This is a genomic window from Nocardia abscessus NBRC 100374, assembly GCF_000308455.1.
GTDB classification, from domain to species: Bacteria; Actinomycetota; Actinomycetes; order Mycobacteriales; family Mycobacteriaceae; genus Nocardia; species Nocardia abscessus.
The window spans coordinates 58,089-75,777 of sequence record NZ_BAFP01000147.1 but is presented as its reverse complement, the minus strand read 5'-3'; the positions used below and the strand labels follow the sequence as shown (position 1 = coordinate 75,777).

The 17,689-nt window shown below is 67.3% G+C and carries 16 protein-coding genes and 1 pseudogene; 5 read left to right on the top strand and 12 right to left on the bottom strand.

Going from position 1 to position 17,689, the window contains the following annotated elements; all coding sequences use genetic code 11:
* Positions 1-266 (top strand): annotated as a pseudogene (locus ON19_RS30305) (polysaccharide deacetylase family protein); the annotation flags it as partial.
* A 50-nt stretch (positions 267-316) separates the two neighbouring features.
* A complete protein-coding gene (locus ON19_RS30300; protein WP_043700380.1) occupies positions 317-1,186 on the top strand; it encodes an SDR family NAD(P)-dependent oxidoreductase in 870 nt (289 codons plus the stop codon).
* Between the two features lie 7 nt (positions 1,187-1,193).
* On the opposite strand, the gene ON19_RS30295 is transcribed toward ON19_RS30300, so the two are convergent.
* Both ON19_RS30295 and ON19_RS30290 read right to left on the bottom strand, forming a co-directional pair.
* Positions 1,194-1,964, bottom strand: coding sequence for an SDR family NAD(P)-dependent oxidoreductase (locus tag ON19_RS30295; protein WP_227954525.1), 771 nt, complete (start codon positions 1,962-1,964; stop codon positions 1,194-1,196).
* A complete protein-coding gene (locus ON19_RS30290; protein ID WP_438803651.1) occupies positions 1,951-2,736 on the bottom strand; it encodes a 2OG-Fe(II) oxygenase family protein in 786 nt (261 codons plus the stop codon). Before ON19_RS30290 ends, ON19_RS30295 begins: the two co-directional genes overlap by 14 nt.
* 89 nt (positions 2,737-2,825) lie before the next feature.
* Between ON19_RS30290 and ON19_RS30285 the strand changes: the two genes are divergently transcribed.
* Positions 2,826-3,425: a DUF459 domain-containing protein gene (locus ON19_RS30285; RefSeq protein WP_043700377.1), complete on the top strand. Its 600-nt coding sequence runs from the start codon at positions 2,826-2,828 to the stop codon at positions 3,423-3,425.
* A gap of 131 nt (positions 3,426-3,556) precedes the next feature.
* Here the strand turns inward: ON19_RS30285 and ON19_RS30280 are convergent, their stop codons facing one another.
* On the bottom strand, positions 3,557-5,047 hold the full coding sequence (locus ON19_RS30280) for an ABC1 kinase family protein (RefSeq protein ID WP_227954524.1): 1,491 nt from the start codon (positions 5,045-5,047) through the stop codon (positions 3,557-3,559).
* 105 nt (positions 5,048-5,152) lie between these two features.
* Here ON19_RS30280 and ON19_RS30275 point away from each other — a divergent pair, with 105 nt between their 5' ends.
* A complete protein-coding gene (locus ON19_RS30275; RefSeq protein WP_043700373.1) occupies positions 5,153-5,929 on the top strand; it encodes a GntR family transcriptional regulator in 777 nt (258 codons plus the stop codon).
* Between the two features lie 327 nt (positions 5,930-6,256).
* Here ON19_RS30275 and ON19_RS30270 read toward each other — a convergent pair whose 3' ends face one another.
* The 5 genes from ON19_RS30270 to ON19_RS30250 all read right to left on the bottom strand — a co-directional run bounded on the left by ON19_RS30270 (position 6,257) and on the right by ON19_RS30250 (position 11,196).
* On the bottom strand, positions 6,257-7,381 hold the full coding sequence (locus ON19_RS30270; protein ID WP_043700371.1) for an NAD(P)H-dependent flavin oxidoreductase: 1,125 nt from the start codon (positions 7,379-7,381) through the stop codon (positions 6,257-6,259).
* 218 nt (positions 7,382-7,599) lie between these two features.
* Positions 7,600-8,943 (bottom strand): WS/DGAT/MGAT family O-acyltransferase, encoded by a 1,344-nt coding sequence (locus tag ON19_RS30265; RefSeq protein ID WP_043700369.1) that lies wholly within the window; start codon positions 8,941-8,943, stop codon positions 7,600-7,602.
* A gap of 133 nt (positions 8,944-9,076) precedes the next feature.
* Positions 9,077-9,742, bottom strand: coding sequence for a class I SAM-dependent methyltransferase (locus ON19_RS30260; protein ID WP_218006493.1), 666 nt, complete (start codon positions 9,740-9,742; stop codon positions 9,077-9,079).
* A 21-nt stretch (positions 9,743-9,763) separates the two neighbouring features.
* Positions 9,764-10,201, bottom strand: coding sequence for a nuclear transport factor 2 family protein (locus ON19_RS30255; protein WP_083899710.1), 438 nt, complete (start codon positions 10,199-10,201; stop codon positions 9,764-9,766).
* A 77-nt stretch (positions 10,202-10,278) separates the two neighbouring features.
* Positions 10,279-11,196: a DMT family transporter gene (locus ON19_RS30250; protein WP_043700366.1), complete on the bottom strand. Its 918-nt coding sequence runs from the start codon at positions 11,194-11,196 to the stop codon at positions 10,279-10,281.
* Between the two features lie 249 nt (positions 11,197-11,445).
* Here ON19_RS30250 and ON19_RS30245 point away from each other — a divergent pair, with 249 nt between their 5' ends.
* Positions 11,446-12,678 (top strand): phthiocerol/phthiodiolone dimycocerosyl transferase family protein, encoded by a 1,233-nt coding sequence (locus ON19_RS30245; RefSeq protein WP_157229891.1) that lies wholly within the window; start codon positions 11,446-11,448, stop codon positions 12,676-12,678.
* Positions 12,679-13,038: 360 nt separating this feature from the next.
* Here the strand turns inward: ON19_RS30245 and ON19_RS30240 are convergent, their stop codons facing one another.
* The 4 genes from ON19_RS30240 to rpsR form a co-directional block, all read right to left on the bottom strand.
* Positions 13,039-14,709 carry a cutinase family protein gene (locus ON19_RS30240; protein WP_043700364.1) on the bottom strand — a complete coding sequence of 557 codons (1,671 nt, stop codon included), beginning with the start codon at positions 14,707-14,709 and terminating at the stop codon, positions 13,039-13,041.
* Between the two features lie 233 nt (positions 14,710-14,942).
* Complete coding sequence (dnaB, locus tag ON19_RS30235) at positions 14,943-16,325, bottom strand: replicative DNA helicase (protein ID WP_083899709.1); 1,383 nt, start codon at positions 16,323-16,325, stop codon at positions 14,943-14,945.
* Positions 16,326-16,955: 630 nt separating this feature from the next.
* Positions 16,956-17,408 carry a 50S ribosomal protein L9 gene (gene rplI / locus ON19_RS30230; protein ID WP_043700360.1) on the bottom strand — a complete coding sequence of 151 codons (453 nt, stop codon included), beginning with the start codon at positions 17,406-17,408 and terminating at the stop codon, positions 16,956-16,958.
* Positions 17,409-17,425: 17 nt separating this feature from the next.
* Positions 17,426-17,677, bottom strand: coding sequence for a 30S ribosomal protein S18 (gene rpsR / locus ON19_RS30225; RefSeq protein ID WP_043700357.1), 252 nt, complete (start codon positions 17,675-17,677; stop codon positions 17,426-17,428).
* Positions 17,678-17,689 lie beyond the last annotated feature (12 nt).

The following is a 17,689-nucleotide window of genomic DNA, read 5'->3' as shown; positions in this document are numbered from 1 at the left end:
GACTCACGCTTTTCCTCGGCAAAGCCACCAGCGGCCCGGACTTCGTGCGGATCGTCCGCGATCAGCTCGACCAGCTCTACGCCGAGTCGGCCGACAGCGGGCGCGTCATGGCGCTGGCCCTGCACCCGTTCGTGATCGGCCAGGCATTCCGGATCAAATACCTGGATGAAGCGCTCGAGTACGTGGCCGCCCACCCTGGGGTGTGGCTGACCACCAGTGACGAGATCGCCGAGCACTACTCGGACGCGTCGATACTTGCCGAATGAGCGCGAGCCGAAGACGATCGGGTCACGTAACCGATGCTCGGGAGGCAGGAATGACAGCGCAGGACCAGGCACAGGACAAGGACCTCACCGGCAAGACCGTGGTGGTGACCGGCGCGAGCTCGGGTATCGGCGCCGCGGCGGCGCAGCGGCTCGCGGCGCGCGGCGCCACCGTCGCGGTCGTCGGGCGATCGCCGGAGCGGACGGCCGAGGTGGCCGCGAAGGCGGGCGCGGAGCCGTTCGTCGCCGACTTCGCCCGGCTCGACGACGTGCGCAAGCTGGCCGATCAGCTGCTCGACCGGTACCCCCGGATCGATGTGCTGGCCAACAACGCCGGCGGCGCGTGGCCGAAGCGCACGGTCACCGACGACGGCAACGAACTCACCTTCCAGGTCAACCACCTGGCGCCGTTCCTGCTGACCAACCTGCTGCTGGAGCGTTTGACCCGGTCCGACGCCAGGGTGGTCAACACCGCGAGCATGACCTACCGGATGGCCAAGCTGGACCTGGACACGGCCAACGCGGCGACCGGCTCGTTCAGCCAGCTCGGCGCGTACGGCACGTCGAAGCTGGCCAACATCCTGTTCACCACGGAGCTGGCCCGCCGTACCGCGGGCACCGGAATCACCACCGCGGCCTTCCATCCGGGGGCGGTCGCCACCCACGTCTACGACCGAGCCCCGCTCGGCCTCGGCTGGTTCATCCGGTCTCCGCTGTCGCGCCCGTTCTTCATCCGCCCGGACAAGGGCGCCGAACCGCTGGTGCACCTGGCCACCACCGCCGACGGCGCGGCGATCAACGGCCGGTACTTCCATCGTTTCGAGCTGGAGCCGCCGCGCAACAAGCAGGCGACCGATGCCGATCTCGCCCGGCGACTGTGGACGCTGTCCGAGCGGGCCACCGGGCTGGGCGCGAGCGAATAGCCCGCGGCTACGGTTCGGCGTCGGCCATTCGCAACGAGTGACCGTCCGTCTGGTCCAGCTCGACGCCGACGCCGTACACCCCACCGGACCGGTCGCTCGCGTCGAGTTCCACGATCGCCCGCGCGACCAGCTCGGTGGGGACCAGGACGGGAAATGACGTTGGCGCGATGGCGTTCACGCGCACCCCGAACTCGGCGAACTCGGCGGCGACCGCGCGGGTCAGCTGGTTGAGCGCGGCTTTCGACGCGGAGTACAGGGTCTGGCCCGGGTAGACCTCGGACCCGGAAATGCTGGAGACGTTGACGATGTTGCGGTTGCGCGCGCGATTCTCGGGGCCGGCGTGCAACCAGCAGCGCTGTGCCAGTCGCGCCGAAAGACGCAGCGGCACCGCGACGTTCAGCTTGAAATGGGGATCGAAGTCGTCGAGTGCCGCGTCGCCGTCGACGATGCCGCGCGGGTGCAGACGGACGTGCGCCGCGTTGTTCACCAGCAGGTCGACCCGGCCGAACCGGGCCAGCGCCAGGTCAACCACCCGTTCCACTTCGCCCGGCTCGGTCAGATCGGACCGGACCACGAAGACGCGTGCGTCGTTCTCCGGCACCGCGGCCTCCGGCGCCAGCGGATCGACGTACCACTCCAGCTGCGAGGGCACCGCGGGTGTGCGCGTGCGGCACACCGCGACGATGTCGTAGTCGCGGTAGTAGGCCTGGCAGAAGGCGTCGCCCAGGGTGCCGCTCGCGCCGGTGAGCAGGCAGACACGGCGTTCACCAGTGGACAATCTTGTCTCCTCCCCAGCGCCCTTCGGCATCCGCCCTCGGGCGATGCACCCACATCACCACGCTGTTGCGGTCTCTGACGTTGTTGCCCGCGAAGGTATGCCAGGTGCGCGGGGTGACCTCGAACAGCAGCAGCGAATTGTCCAGCGGCGGGACGAGAACCACCGACGGCAGCGCGGATGCGTCGGCGACGTGGTCGTAGAGCGCGGTCTCGCCGCCGTCGCCAGGCTGCCACCCCGGATTGCCGAGATAGAACAGCACCGCCACGGCCCGCACGGTCTCGCGGGCGACGACGCCCGCCGCCCGCGCCCCGGTCTTGGTGTCGACCGTGCCGTCGGGCAAGCGCACTTCGTCGGGACCAGGCGCCGGCCCGGGGAACCAGGCCGGGTTGAGATCGTTGTGCGGCCAGCCGAACGGGCTGCCCGGCCCGTGATGGTGCACCGAGCCTTCGACGTCGCCGGTCGCCTCCACTCCGCCGAGCCGGGCGACCAAGTCGTGCCACTCCCGCGAGCCGAACACTCCGAGCGGACCGTCGCGCAGGTCGGCGAACCGGACGCCGTCGGCGCTGTAACCGGTGGCGACGGTCTCGAACAGGCCGGGGCGCTCCCGGCGAACCCGTTCCAGTTCCTCGGCCAACCGCTGGTAGAACTCGGGAACGAAGACGTCCCTGGCGTACACGTGCGGGAACGGGTGGGTGCGGCGGATCCAGCGCCGATGGGCGAACAACTCCGCGAACCACTGCGGCGGCGTCGCGAGTCCCGGCTCGCTTGTCACCATAACTCCCTCCCGGTCGAACCCTTCGCGATCATATTGCCCGCGGCCGGTGTGCGCGGGCCGGTCTCGGCGCTGCGAGGATCGTGCGGGTGAGCCGTGATCTGCGTGTGTGCTTTGTCGGAGACTCGTTCGTCGCCGGTGTCGGCGACCCGCGCGGCCTGGGCTGGGCGGGCCGGCTCGTGTCCGCCGCGTATGCGCAGGGAGTGCCGTTGACCGCGTACAACCTCGGGGTGCGCAGGCAGACCTCGGCCGAGATCCTGGCGCGCTTCAGGGCCGAATGCTCGCCCAGGCTGCCGGAGGGTGTGGACGCCAGGGTCGTGCTGTCGTTCGGAGTGAACGACGCCATGCACGAGAACGGCGGCCCGAGGGTGCGCCCCGAGGAGTCGGTGGCCAACCTGAGCGAGCTGCTCGCGCAGGCGGCCGAGCGGGACTGGCCGGTGTTGCTGGTCGCTCCGCCGCCGATCGCGGACGCCGAGCACAATGCCCGCACCGCGGCGCTGGACGAGCGGTTCGCGCGGGTCTGCGCGGCGGCAGGTGTGCCGTACGTGCGCGTGCACCAGCCGCTATGCGGCAATCCGGTGTGGTCCGCGGAGGTACGCGCGGGCGACGGTGCGCATCCAGGGGCTGCGGGCTATGACGAGATGGCGGCGCTCATCGCGCCGGATTGGCACGCGTGGTTGTCGCGGTGACGCGACTGCGCCCGGACAGCACAGGATACAAGCAAGCTGTCTGGGACGGCGCTCCATAGGGAGATCATTCCAGCGTCGATCACGCCCGCTGTGCAGCATATCGAATACGCTTGCCTGCCTTGCTGATCGGGTCACCCGATCGGCAGGCCCCGCTCGTCCGTATCGAGCCGCTGCCTCCGTACGGCGGCCAGGTCCACCGTCGGCGGGGTGGCCTCCGGCTCCTCGGCCACGGTGAGCGCTTCGCTCAATTCCGGTAGCCAGCGCACGATTTCATCGCGAAAGGAGCCTTCGGTCTCCAGTTGACCGAGCACACCCACCAGCGTGAGGAACGAACGCGCGAACGGCGTGAAGTAGGCGGGCATCGTCATCTGCCGGATCACGTTGGTCAGGCGAGGATTCGTGGTGCGCAACACCTGTCGTCGCAGCCAGCGCGTAGTGAGCCGATAGGTCGTGTGCCGGAGCGGTTCACCGCAGGGGGTGATCGCGGCGTAGAGCGCCTCGCTGTCGAAGGCCCGTCCGGTTTCCACGAACCCGTGCCTGCGGGTGGCCGCCGCCAGATCCCCTGGCCCACCTTGGAAGATCGCCTTGCAGCAGTCGAGCGTCAGTTCGTCGAAACCCGCGGGCGGCCACGCGCAGCACGCGCCGAAGTCCATGACGCCGAGCCTGCCGTCGGGCAGCAGTCGGAAGTTGCCCGGATGCGGATCGGCGTACAGCAGCCCGTGCCTGCCCCAGCCCGAGGTCACGAACCGAACCATGAGCATGCCCACCCGGTCGCGCTCGGCCCGTGTGCCGGAGGCGACGATGCGGGGCACCGGCGTGCCGTCGATCCATTCGCTGATCAGCACATCACCGTGCTGGGCAACGACATTGGGCACGTACAGGTCCGGGTCGCCGGCGTAGGCGGCGGCGAATGCTCTCTGGTGATCGGCCTCGGCCGCGTAATCGAGCTCCCCGGTGACCGACGCGCAGATGGCTTCGGTCACCGATTTCACGTCCGCGCCGGGCAGGAATACCGATGCGAGATAGGAGATCCGGCGCAGGTGGTCCAGATCGCGCTCCACCGCCTGCCTGCCGCCGGGGTACATCACCTTCACCGCGACCGGCCTGCCGTCGTGCCAAACCGCTCTGTGCACCTGCCCGAGCGAGGCAGACGCGGCGCGGCGATCATCGAATTCGCGGAACTGGGAACGCCATTGGGTGCCCATGCTGTCGGCCATCGCGGCATGCACCGTGTGCGGCAGCATGGCGGGCGCGGCGTCCTGCAGTCTGCTGAGCGCGATCCGGTACGGCTCGGCGAGATCCGGCGGCAGCGCCAGCTCGTAGATGGCCAACAGCTGCCCGAGCTTCGCGGCGCAACCTTTCAGCTCGCCGAGCACCTCGAAAATGTGCTGTGCGGTGCGCAGCTGGATGTCGCGATTGACTTCTTCGGCCGATCTGCCGAGGGCCCGCTTGCCGGCGCCCGCGGCCTGCCGCCCGGCGAACGCCACCGGCAGCGCGGCGAGCTTCGCGCCGCGCACAACGCCGTGAACAGGAGGTTTACCATGTGATCGCGCCGCGAAAAGCCGGGATCGCCTACCCGTCGACCCCTCCTCGGGGCGCTCTCCGAAGGGTCGGATGGTCATGACTCACCTCACAGTCGCGCGGCCCAGTGTGACACACGTGCAGTACTGCACAGTAGGCCCTAGACTGTCTGGGACGTGTTCGAAACAAGTCGAAAGGTGACTTCGATGGGATCCCAAACGGTGGTCGCCGACGTTGCCGACGAGTTGGCGCGCCGGGTTGCCGCGGGGGAATATCAGCCGGGGGATCTCATGCCGTCGGTTCGTCAGGTAGCCGAGGAATTCGACATGAACCGCGCGACCGCGCAGCTGACCTTGGGCCGGCTGGAGTCGTACGGCTTCGTCGAAGCCCGGCGCGGCAAGGGATTCACCATTCGTGATGTCCGTGAGGCAGGCGGCGTCGAGGTGTACCACCAGCTGTTCCGGTTCTCGATTCCCATGCCGGACATCGCGATAGAGATGTTCCGCGACATCGTCGACGTCGAGCGCAATCTCGTGCTCGAGGCGCTGCTCGGCTATACCGGTGGGGCGCAGCGGATCGATTCGGCCGAAATGAAAGCCACCATCGACGAACTCGAATCGATTGCTCGCCAGGATGATCCGGACTTGCGGCAGATCCTGGCACTCGAGGTCGCGCTGGTGCGCAGGTTGCTCACTCTGCTCGGTCTTCCCATGCAGCGCGCGATCATGAACTCGATCGGCGAGATGGTGCTCGAGGTGCCGGAGGCGGTCGAGGCGTACTTCGCGGGCGCACCGGACCTGCACGTGCTGGTCTGGCGGGCGCTGGCCGCAGTGTGGGATTCCGGCTCCGGGCCGAGCGAGGCGCAGCTGGCGCTGTTCGAGGATCTGTTCGGCATGTACCACGAGAAGGTCATCGCGCGGTTCGAGGAACTGGTGGGCATGGCCGAGGAGGGCGACGGCCGGTCCCACGCCGCCACCGCCTAGCCTCTCGTACACCGCACAATGCGTCTGAGACGGTTGGCTGCGGTCTTCCGTGAACAGTTCGGGGTGCGGCCCGAAAATGGTATAGCCGCATTGTTCGCCGAAGATGTCTGTCCCAGACGATAGGGCTCGAAAAGTCCGGATGGCGACGATGTCCGACCCAAGGGTGATCGCGTTGCCGGGACCGATTCCGGCCACGGCGAATCAACCGCTGCCGCAGTGCATCACGCCGACGGCGAGGGCCGGCGGTCGCACGACGGAAAGACCGAACCGGGCGGGATGCCGACGCAGATCCGCACGACATCGCCGACCCGGATTCGCGGCTCGGGCTCAGATCCCGCCGTTGAGCTTGTTGAGGCGCTCGCACGCCTCGACGTACTCCTGGATCAGCCGGTTGATCACGTCGGCGGAGCGCTCGACCCGGTTCATCATGCCGACGATCTGGCCGACCGGGTTGAAGTTCACGTCCTTGGCGGCCTCCGGGTAGCGGTGGCCACGCTTCACGCCGTCCAGCGCGACCATCATCTGCAGCGGCATCGGCAGCGGGTCGGGGGTGTCGGCCTGCTCCCAGGCCTCGGTCCAATCGTTGCGCAGCATGCGGGCGGGCTTGCCGGTCCACGCGCGCGAACGAACGGTGTCGTGGCTGGTGGCCTCGATGTAGGTCTGCATCTGCGCGGGCGGCACGTTGGCCTCCTCCACCGTCAGCCAGACCGAACCGGTCCATGCGCCCGCGGCGCCCATCGCCATCGCGGCAGCCACCTGGCGGCCGTTGCCGATACCGCCCGCGGCCAGCACCGGCAGGTCGCCGACGGCGTCGATGACCTGCGGCCACAGCACCAGCGAGGAGACCTCGCCGCAGTGGCCGCCGCCCTCGGTGCCCTGGCAGACCACGAAGTCCAGGCCCGCTCGCTTGTGGTTGAGCGCGTGCTTGACCGAACCGCACAGCGCTCCGATCAGCCTGCCGGAGTCCTGCACCTGCTTGACCACGTCCTCGGGCGGGGTGCCGAGCGCGTTGGCGACCAGCTTGGCCTTCGGATGCCGGAGAATCACCTCCACCTGCGGTCCCGCGGTGGTGGCGGTCCAGCCGAGCAGCTGGCTGTGGTGTTCGCCGTCCGGCAGCTTGGGCACGCCGTGGTCGGCGAGGATCTTCTCGGCGAAATCACGGTGGCCCTGCGGGACCAGTTCGGCGAGCTTGGCTTCCAGTTCCTCCGGGGACAGGCCGTCGATGCCCTTGCCTTCGTATTTGGAGGGGATCACCAGGTCGACGCCGTACACGCCCTGCACGTGCTCGTCCAGCCAGGCCAGCTCGACCTCGAGCTGCTCGGCGGTGAAGCCGACGGCGCCGAGCACGCCGAGTCCGCCCGCGTTGCTGACCGCGGCCGCCACGTCGCGGCAGTGGGTGAAGGCGAAGATGGGGAATTCGATCCCGAGCCGTTCGCAGATTTCGGTACGCATGGCGTGCTGGTCTCCCTAACTGCTCCGCCGCGAACGGCGCGGCGCAGGTGTACTAGAACGAGTTACATAAGTGCGGTGGGGCGCGGCCTGGCCGCTGCGTGTCGAGGTCGCCGCGAGCCGCGAATATCGCCATGAAGCGGCTGCGGCGTCCTCAACTGGCCTGCGCACCATGCATCGACAGTAACACGTTCTAGTTTTCTGAGGAATGGGTCGCGGTGTCAGACGGCGGCGCGCTCCAGTTCGGCGAGCGAGGACTCCAGGTGATCGAGCAGACGGGGCAGCTGCGGCACACTGCGGCGGCAACCGACCAGGCCGAAGTCGAGGTTGTCCGCGTTGGAGGTCAGCGTGATGTTCACCGCCTGGCCGTCGAACGGGATCGACAGCGGATAGCTCGCGTCGAGCCGGGCGCCGTTCCAGTACATCGGTTCGCGCGGCCCCGGCACGTTCGAGATGACGATGTTGAAGGTCGGATTTGTCCACGAAATCAGCGCGGGCACGAGATTGAGGGCGAGCGGGCTGAGCATCAGCGCCGACAGCGCCATCGTCTGATTGGACGACAGCGTGCGATAGATGTCCTTGCCGTCCCGCATCGACGCGCTGACCACCTGCAGGCGGTCGAGCGGATCGGCGATGTCGGTGCCGAGGTTGCACAGCACCGCCCCGACCTTCACGCCGTTGGTGTCCTCGTCGTCCTCGCCGCGCAGCGACATCGGCACCATCGCGATCAACGGCTTGTCGGGCAGGGCGCCTCGCTCGATCAGATACCGTCGCAGCGCGCCCGCCGACATGGTGAGCACCACATCGTTGAGCGTCGAGCCGGTCGCCTTCTTGACCTGCTGCAGCCGATCCAGCGACCAGGAGCGGACCGCCGCTCGGCGCGCGCCCCCGATCGGCACGTTGAACATGGTGCGCGGGGCGGCGAACGGCAAGCTCAACTGCTGCCGCAGCAGGGCGGTACGAGCAGCGCGCAGCAGCGAGGCGCCGGAGGCCGCCGCGGAGACCAGATTCCGGGCCGCACCCACCGCGCCGGTCGCCGTCCTGCGCCTGCCACGCGGCAGATGCCACGGCACCAGGGTGGCGCTGGAGGCCGGATCGCTGGTCAGCGTGCGGCGCAGTAGGCGTTGTGCGGAAACGCCGTCGATCAACGCGTGATGCATCTTCGAGTACAGCGCGAACCTGCCATCGGCGAGGCCCTCGATCAGATGGAACTCCCACAGCGGGCGATGCCGGTCGAGCAAACTGCTGTGCAGCCCGGAGGCCAGGTCGACGAGCTGGTGCATCCGCCCCGGACCGGGCAGGGCCAGCCGCCGCACGTGATAGTCGAGTTCGACCTCTTCGGCATACGTCCACGCCATTTGCGGCGCTCCGAAGAGCGTTGCCGGATGCTTGCGGAACCTCGGATCGACGTCCGTGCTGCCCAATAGTTTGTCGTGGACCTGCGCGGCGAAGTCGTCTCCGGCGCCCTCTGGTGGCTCGAACAGTTGCAGCGCTCCGACGTGCATCGGCTGTTCGCGGGATTCGGCGAGTAAGAAGACGGCATCGACCGGCGCGATGAATTCCATGATGAGTCGCCCCCTGACGACATGGTGCAAGTGTTGGATTTCAGATCGACCACGTTGTCGGTGGGCTCGTGCAGCCGAGAAACCGCCGCGACACGACGAACTTACCCGGACGGGAGGGACGGTGTTCGGTGAATCACCGATCCTTCGAAGCCAGCAGGTAGGCCTGCCCGAACCGCTCCTCGGGTTCCGGCTCGCGCACCATGCGAGCGATCATCGTGAATCCGGCGGCGCCGAGCAGACGCGCGAGCCGTTTGGGCGCCCACCGGTACGCGCGAATGACCTTGTGATCGAAGGCTTCCACCGCATCGGGCTGGTCGGCCGTTTGGAAAGCCAGCAACACGTGCCCTTTGCTCGCGAGTACCCGATAGAACTCGTTCAACACGTGCGGCACGCGCTCCGGTGGGGTGTGGATCAGCGAATACCACGCCACTATGCCGCCGAGCACCTCATTGCCCAGTGGTAACTGTTCCACGGAACCCTGCGCGAAGGACAGCTGTGGATACTCCACGCGAGCCAGCTCCACCATTCGTGGCGAGAGATCGATGCCGAACACCCGCGCGCCCAACGATGCGAGATGGCCGGTGATCCGTCCGGGCCCGCAGCCGAGATCGGCGATCGGCCCGGAACCGTTGCCCGCCACCGATTCCACGAACGCGCCGAGCATTGCCCGGTCGAGCGCCGCGCCGGCGAGGTGGTGCCGGAAAAGCTCGGTATACAGTTCGGCGACGTCGTTGTAGGCGGCGCGGGTGGCGGCCACATCGGCGAGTCCGTCTGCGAAATCTTCCGTGGAATCCAGCACCCTGAGCAGCGTATTACGTGCTCATTCCCCCGGCGCGAACGCCTGGGCGACGGCGAGACTGTCCTCGTAGACGTGGTGGCGGGTGATCAGACCGCCCTGCACCGTGAGGTGCAGAGCGAACCGCGCGCGATAGGCGCGGCCGGTGCGGCGCGCGGTCTGCCGGATCTCCCCGAACACCACGGCGTCGTCACCGTCGACGAGCACCCGGTCGATCCGCGTGGCCACCTCCTCCGGCACATGGTGTTCGGCGATCGAGCGGAAATGCTCAGCGGCGTCGGCGCGGGTGCGACGGTGCCGGATCCACGGCGTCGCCGCCCGGCCGTGCTCCGCCTCCGGCCAATTGAGCTGCCAATCAGTGTCTTCGGCGTACAGCTCGGCCACCGCTTCCGCGTCGCCGGAACCGATTCGCCGCAGTAACTCTTCGACCACCGCTCGAGTGGCGGGCACGGTGACTGACACGAGGGGTCCTTTCGAAGCGATGCCGCGCGAATCATGCGGCGCCTCCCTATTCTCGGTGCGCGCATGCCCCGTGGCGATTACCTCTCGGGTAATGGGACAGCCGCCTCCGGTGTGGGCGGCGCGGCCGGGTCCGCGGCCGCTCGCTTGTCGCGGCCGCGCGCGGTCCCGAGCACCGAACCGAGGATGACCAGCGGGAAGCCGATCGCCATGCCCGCGGTCAGTGGTTCGGCGAGTGCCGTGACGCCGAGCAGGATCGCCACCGCGGGATTGATGTAGGTGATCACCGTCGCGCGGGCGGGGCCGATCTCGGCGATCAGCGCGAAGAAGAACAGGAATGCCACGGCCGTGCAGATCACCGCGAGGCCGAGTACCGACCATGCCGCATCGGCGGTGATGCGCGCGGGCCACAGCCAGCCCGCGAACGGCGCGTAGATCGCCGCCGCGAGCAGCAGCGACCCGGTCACCACGCCCAACGGGGGCAGGTCGGCCAGCGCTCGACTGATGACGATCGGACCCACCGCGTATCCGATCGTGGTCAAGCCGATCGCGCCGACGGCCGCCGGATTGCCCAGATCCACGTCCAGGCCGACGAGCGCGGCGACACCCGCGAATCCGACGAGCAAGCCGATCACCCCGCGCGCGTCGAACCGGTCGTGGCCGAGCACGGTCACGATCACCACCGCGATCAGCGGCACCGCCGCGATCAGCAAGCCGACGGTCGAGCTGTTCAGCGTGGTCTCGGCGTACCCGATCAGGAACCACGGACCGGTGATCTCCACCAGCGTGTAGAGCAACAACGGCCGCCACCGCCGCAGCACCGGGGCGAGCACATCGCGATAGAGCGCGATCGGCAACAACAGCAGGCCGCCGATCAGGGTGCGGCCGAAGGCCACCACGATCGGGTCGAGATCCTCCACCGCGATCCGGATCATCGCGTACGGCACGCCCCAGATCACGCCCATCGCCAGGAACAGCGCCCACCCCCGGCGCGTCATCGCGGGACCGCCGATGGGCGCGGACCGGTCGGCTCGGACTGAATCTGTTCGGTTCGGCACATACTCCGCTTGCTTCCCACCACTCGGAGCCTATCCAGGTGATCCGATCATCCGACACATCCAGTTCCCGCATGTGACAAGGCCGATTCTGGACGGTTTCACCTGTCTCGTTCGCCCGAATTCGGCGAATGATCCGCGCGGGCACAATGTTCGGGCTAGTCTCGCCGGGAGCGAAGGGAATGCATCATCGTGGTCGACGTCATCCGCCGGCTTGCCCCGAGCGAGGAAATGTTCGCCGCGGGCGAGGTCTTCATCGGTTATTCGGCCCGGGTATCCGGCCGGCTGGACCTGCCCGCCTTGACGGCCGCTTTCGAGGCCGTCGCCCGGGCGCATCCGATCCTGCGCGCACGCATCGAGCTATCCGGCGAGGGCGGTCACGTCTTCGCCGTCACAGACGCCACGCCCGAGGTATTCGTCACCGAGGCCGCGCCCGAATTCCCCCTCACCGGTGCGAAATTCGACCAGCGCGCGGGTGTCTGCGCGCTGTGCGTGGTGCGCGACGGCGATACCGCCGGTGTCACGCTGATGATCCATCACAGCATCGCCGACGCGTATCACGCATTCGCCATCGTCACCGAACTCTGGACGGGGTACCGGGACGTGGTCGGTGGTCGCGCACTCGACCTGCCGGTGCACGCGTTCCCCGACCCGGTGGAGCACCTGCTCGCGGTGCGGGGCATCGAGAAGATGGCGCTGCCCGGCTCCGTGCCCGCCGGTGAGACCTCCGCCACCGAGACGCCGATTCCGCAGCCGCGCGACGACGAGTACCCGACACTGCGCACCACCCGTTGCCTGCTCACCCGCGACGAGACCGCGGCGCTGGTCGCGCTGGGGCATCGCGAGAACGTGACGGTGCACGGTCTGGTGTCGGCGGCTCTGCTGCGGACCGAAGCCGAGATTCGTGAACTGCCGCTGACCGGACTGCTCTACCTGTACTCCGTCGACCTGCGGACCAGGGTGAGCCCCGAAATCGCCGCCACGGAAGGGACGAACGTCCTCGGTTTCGCCAACTACCTCTCCCCCGCGTCCGACGTGACGCTGGTGGAATCGGCCCGCGGCATCAGCGAGGCGCTGCACGCGGGCTTGACCGCGGGCATCGTGCAACGCACGCCCCTGAGCATCCCCGACATGGCAGCCGCACCGAGGCCCGCCCTGCCCGGCGTGGTCATCGCGACCAACTGGGGCACCATCCCGCCGCTACCCGAGCAGGACATGCTGCGCATCGACGACTTCCACTCCACCATGCTCGCGAAACCGGACCTGACCGGCCGCCGTCCCCAGCAACCGGGCGGCGGCACCTGCGTCATCAGCACCTTCGACGGACGGCTGAGCGTGGAGATCCACCACCCCGAGGAATTCACCGACCTGCAGCGCCACCGCATCGAAGTGCTGGAGCGCCACCTGCGCGGCGCGCATTCCTGACGGTGCGACCGGACTCGCTGTCTTCGCCGGAGTCCTGCGCCGATATTCGCGGCACCTTCGTCATCGACCAACAGGCGCCGCGGCGCCTGCGACCGGGTGGGGCGATCGTCAATTTCTCCACGTTGGTGCGGCATTTCCGGCCTGAGGCGCTTGCCCGGCCGGCAAAGGAGCCGTCGAGGCGTTGACCATGATCCCGGCCCGCGAATTGTGCGGCCGGGATCATGGTCAACGCGGTGGCGCCTGGACCGACGGCCACTGGTGAACGGCCAGATCATCCGGGCCGAAGGCGGCCTGGTCCGATCGAAGGCACGTCGGCTCGCGAGCACCCCTGTCGGCGGTGATCGCGAGCCGGCGAGTCGATCAGTTCGATGCCTTCGCGGTGGAACTGGTGCTCGTCGCCGCGGATTGCGTTGTCGTCGTGGTCGGCTCGGCGGTGGTCGTCTTCGGGGCCTCGACCGGCGCCGCGACCGAAGACGGAGCAGGCGTGGTGGTGGTGACCTGCGGTGTCGTCGTCGCACTCGAGGTTTCCGACGGCGGCGTTGCAGTCGTCGCCCCGCCGGTGGTCGCGGGCGCGGCGCTCGTGGTCTTCGGTGCCGTGGTCGATTCCTTGACGGGTTCGGTGGTCGGCGCCGCCGAGGAGGTCGTCACCGCCTTGTACACCGCGGCGAGGTCGGCCTCCTGCGGCTTGGACGTCGGGTCGACCTGCTTACCGGCCTGTGCCTGCTTCGCCAGGTGGGTGAGCCAGGCAGCCGCGTACTCGGCGGACGTCAGCGGCTTGCCCGCGTCGGGGTCGGCGTCGTGCCAGTAGTCGAAGTGGTGACCGGTGTGGTTCGGGCCGAGCGTGAGATTGTAGGGGTCGCTCATGATCACGGGGATCGTGTTCTGGTTCGTCACGATGAGGCCGATGATCTCGTTGAGCACCTTCTGCGGCAGGTAGGCCAGCGGCGACATCTGCTCGGTCGCAATCGAGTCCGCCTTCGCCGGGGCCTTCGGCTGCTCACCCGGTTTGTACGCCGGATCCGACACCCTCAGCAGTACTTGCAGGAAGGTCTCGTCGCTCTGCATCCAGTTCGGCTGCGACTGAATGTCCGCGAACGCCGCCAACGCGATCCGGCTGAGGACCACCGCTACGTCCTGCCCGGTCGCCGGCGTGAGCCCATCTCGTTCCAGCGCGTCGACGTTCAACTGCCTGCCCACGTTGACCACCAACTGCAGCAGCGAGATGTTCTCCGGCGCCGAGCAGGTGAGGTCCCCGTCGGAGCAGAACGAGGCGATCTTGCCGTTCAGCGCACCGAAGTCACCGCTGGTCCCCTGCACCGCACCCTGACCGGGGACCGGATTCGTGCCGTTCTGATATTGCTGGTCGAAGCCGTCCGGGTTGCCGAAGGGATCCTTCGATCCGGGGAACGGCCCGTCTCCCGCCGAGCGACCCGAGTCCGCGAGGATGACGACACCGACGACATCGTCCGGATCGACGATTCCGTACTCCCCGTCCTGGCCTGCCTCCTGATGGCCGATCTTCATCGCGACGCGACGCACCACGTCGGCGCCCTCGCTGTAGCCGACGATGGAGAACTTGGTGTCGGGGCAAGCCTGCGCGATCTCCCGCATCACCTGCTCGGTGTTCGCGACACCAGCGTTGACGGCGTCCTCGTAGGTGGCCATGTTCGCCGGGTACGCGATGTAGACCGCGGCGTACGCGCCGGGATCGACGTCGTCGGCCGGTGCGTTCACGACCGGATCCACCCATTCACTGTTGTGGTCACCGGACAGTGCGGCGGGCAACGGTTGCCCGTTGGCGTCGACGAGCATCTTCGTGGTCCCCGCCACAGGGGTGTCATTGCGACCGGCCACCGAGATGGTCACCATGTCGTGGCATTCCGTGACCGACGAGGTGAGCTGCGTATCCCTGGTTTCCGGCGTAGAGGTCAGTGCCAGTGAGGCGGCGACAACCGCCGCCACCCCCAGCACTGCCGGCGCGGCCACCGCCGAAGCGATGCGATGCCGCGCGAAGAACTCGCGAAGAGCCATGTCCTGATCCCCATTCCATACACCGACAAAGTGGACGGACAAGCCCCCCGACGGGCCATACGTCACCGAGGACGTCGCAGTTGGGGACCCGAGTGTTACTCGGGCGGATCGATCAGGGCCGGAACGGTCGAAAAGGTCCTCCTCGCCTACCCGGCACGGCGGAGGTCGGTCTCAGCGGTGTCATCGTTCACCGACGACGTTGCAGCGTGAGTATCCAGAACGCGCGGCCGAACTCAGCCGCGTGCCATATCCACGAAGCGGGACAAATGCAATTGATGGGCGACGGTAATCGTCGCGGTGGGACCATTGCGGTGCTTGCCCAGAATCAGGTCGGCTTCTCCGCCGCGAGGGTCGTCGCGTTCGAAAGCATCCGGGCGGTGCAACAGGATGACCATATCCGCATCTTGTTCCAAGCTTCCGGACTCGCGGAGATCGGACACCATGGGCCGCTTGTCGGTTCGTTGTTCGGGACCGCGGTTGAGCTGGCTGATCGCGATCACCGGGACTTCGAGTTCCTTGGCGAGGAGCTTCAAGTTTCGGGAGAAGTCCGAGACCTCTTGCTGGCGGGATTCTACTTTCTTTCCGGAGGTCATCAGCTGGAGGTAGTCCACCACAACGAGTTTCAGATCGTGGCGCTGCTTGAGCCGCCGCGCTTTGGCCCGGATCTCCATCATGGTGAGGTTCGGCGAATCGTCCACGAACAGCGGCGCCTCGCTGATCTCACTCATCCGCCGCGCCAATTTGGTCCAGTCGTCGTCACTCATCCGCCCGGAACGCATATCCCCGAGCTTGATCTTCGCCTCCGCCGACAACAATCGCATGACGATCTCTGTCCGGCTCATCTCCAACGAGAAGATAACGCTCGCCAAGCCATGCTTGATCGAGCAACTGCGCATGAAATCCATTCCCAGAGTCGATTTGCCAACTCCAGGCCTCGCCGCGACGATGATCATTTGGCCTGGATGCAGGCCGTTGGTGATTTCGTCGAGTTCGGTGAAACCGGTGGGGACGCCGAGGGATATACCGCCGCGGCTGGCGATGGAGTCGATCTCGTCCATCGTCGGCTGGAGCAATTCTTCGAGGGGGAGGAAGTCTTCGCTGGTGCGGCGTTCGGTGACCTCGTAGACCTCGGCCTGGGCGCGGTCGACGACCTCGGCGATGTCCTGGCCGTCGGCGCCCGCGTAGCCGTACTGGACGATGCGGGTGCCCGCCTCGACGAGGCGGCGCAAAATGGCTTTCTCCGCGACGATTTCGGCGTAGTAGCTGGCGTTGGCGGCGGTCGGCACGGTTTGGGTGAGCGTCACCAGGTACGGCGCGCCGCCGATGCGCTTGAGTTCGCCACGGCGGTCGAGGCCGGCGGCGACGGTGACCGGGTCGGCGGGTTCCCCGCGACCGTAGAGATCGAGGATCGTGTCGTAGACCGCCTGATGGGCGGGACGGTAGAAATCGCCGGGACGAATCACTTCGACGACATCGGCGATGGCGTCCTTGCTCAACAGCATGCCGCCGAGCACCGACTGCTCGGCCGCCATGTCGTGCGGGGGCTGACGGCCGAAGTCTTCACCAGGAGGTTCGGGTGGGAAATCCCTGTGCCCGCGGTCATCGGTGGTCGTCACCAGACTCGACCGTCCTCTCTACCCCACGATCGGGTTTCCACCCTGTTGGCTCGTTCTACTCCCAGGCACCGACACCTTCGGCATAACCGGTGGCCAGGGGCTTCAGCTACCAGCGCGGCACCCGCTCGTGCACACCGTTGGGAGCGGCCCGCGCACGGCGTTGCGACGAAGCTAGGCGACCCCATGGGGATGCGCCAAACCGTGCTGTGCACACAGCTGTGGATAACTTGGGGAGAGTTCACCCAACCGTGTGCAGCCCCTGTGTACAACTTGGGGAAAACCCAGGTCGACGGGGTTAAAGCCGCAGATAGATAGCAGCTTCCGCCGTTTTCCACGTGTGGATTAATGAAGTTCCGGCGTGTCGGCCAAGTTGAACAGCCGGGCGTGTTGGGTTAACAGCACGTGAGCCGCATATGACGTGAATCACATTGCGGTCGGTCGGTTTGACCAGTAATCCACAGGCTTGGGCAATGTGGAGCCATTGCGGGCGGTGAAACGCTCAAATTGTCTCGAATGACGCTCTCCGCCATTCGGCAAACAATTAGCTACTAATTCGACCCGAGGCAGCAGGGCACAGCCGAGGACCACTCCCGATAGCAGGCGGGAGCGGTCCTCGACGCGCTGTTCGAATCAGGCGGCGTCGACCGTCAGGTCGAACTTCGCCACCACGTCCGGGTGCAGGTGCACCACGATGGCGTGCTTGCCGGTCGTCTTGATGTGCGCCTTCGGCAGCTCGATGCTGCGCTTGTCGACGACGGGGCCACCCGCCGCCTTGACGGCCGCCGCCACGTCCGACTGGGTCACCGAGCCGAACAGTTTGCCGGTACCAGCGGTCTTGACCGACAGCGTGACCGACTCCAGGCGCTCGATGGCCTGCTTCAGCTCGTTGGCGTGGTCCAGGTCGCGGACCCGACGGGCTTCCTGCGCCCGGCGAATGCCCTCGACCTGCTTCTGCGCGCCACGGCTGGCCGCGATCGCCAGGCCGCGCGGCAGCAGGTAGTTGCGGCCGTAGCCGTCCTTGACCTCTACGGTGTCGCCGGGGGCACCGAGATTGTCCACATCAGCAGTCAGAATCAACTTCATTTGCGTGCCTCCCTTTCTCAGCGAGCCGTCGACACGTAAGGCAGCAGAGCGACCTCACGCGAGTTCTTGACCGCAACCGCGACATCGCGCTGGTGCTGCACACAGTTGCCGGTGACACGGCGGGCGCGGATCTTGCCGCGGTCGCTGACGTACTTGCGCAGCAACGCCGTGTCCTTGTAATCGATGGTGACGGTTCCGGTCTTGCTCTCCTTGCAGAACGAGCAGGCCTTTTTCTTGAGCACCTTTTCGCGCGCGGGCGCTTTAGGCATGGTCTTGTACTC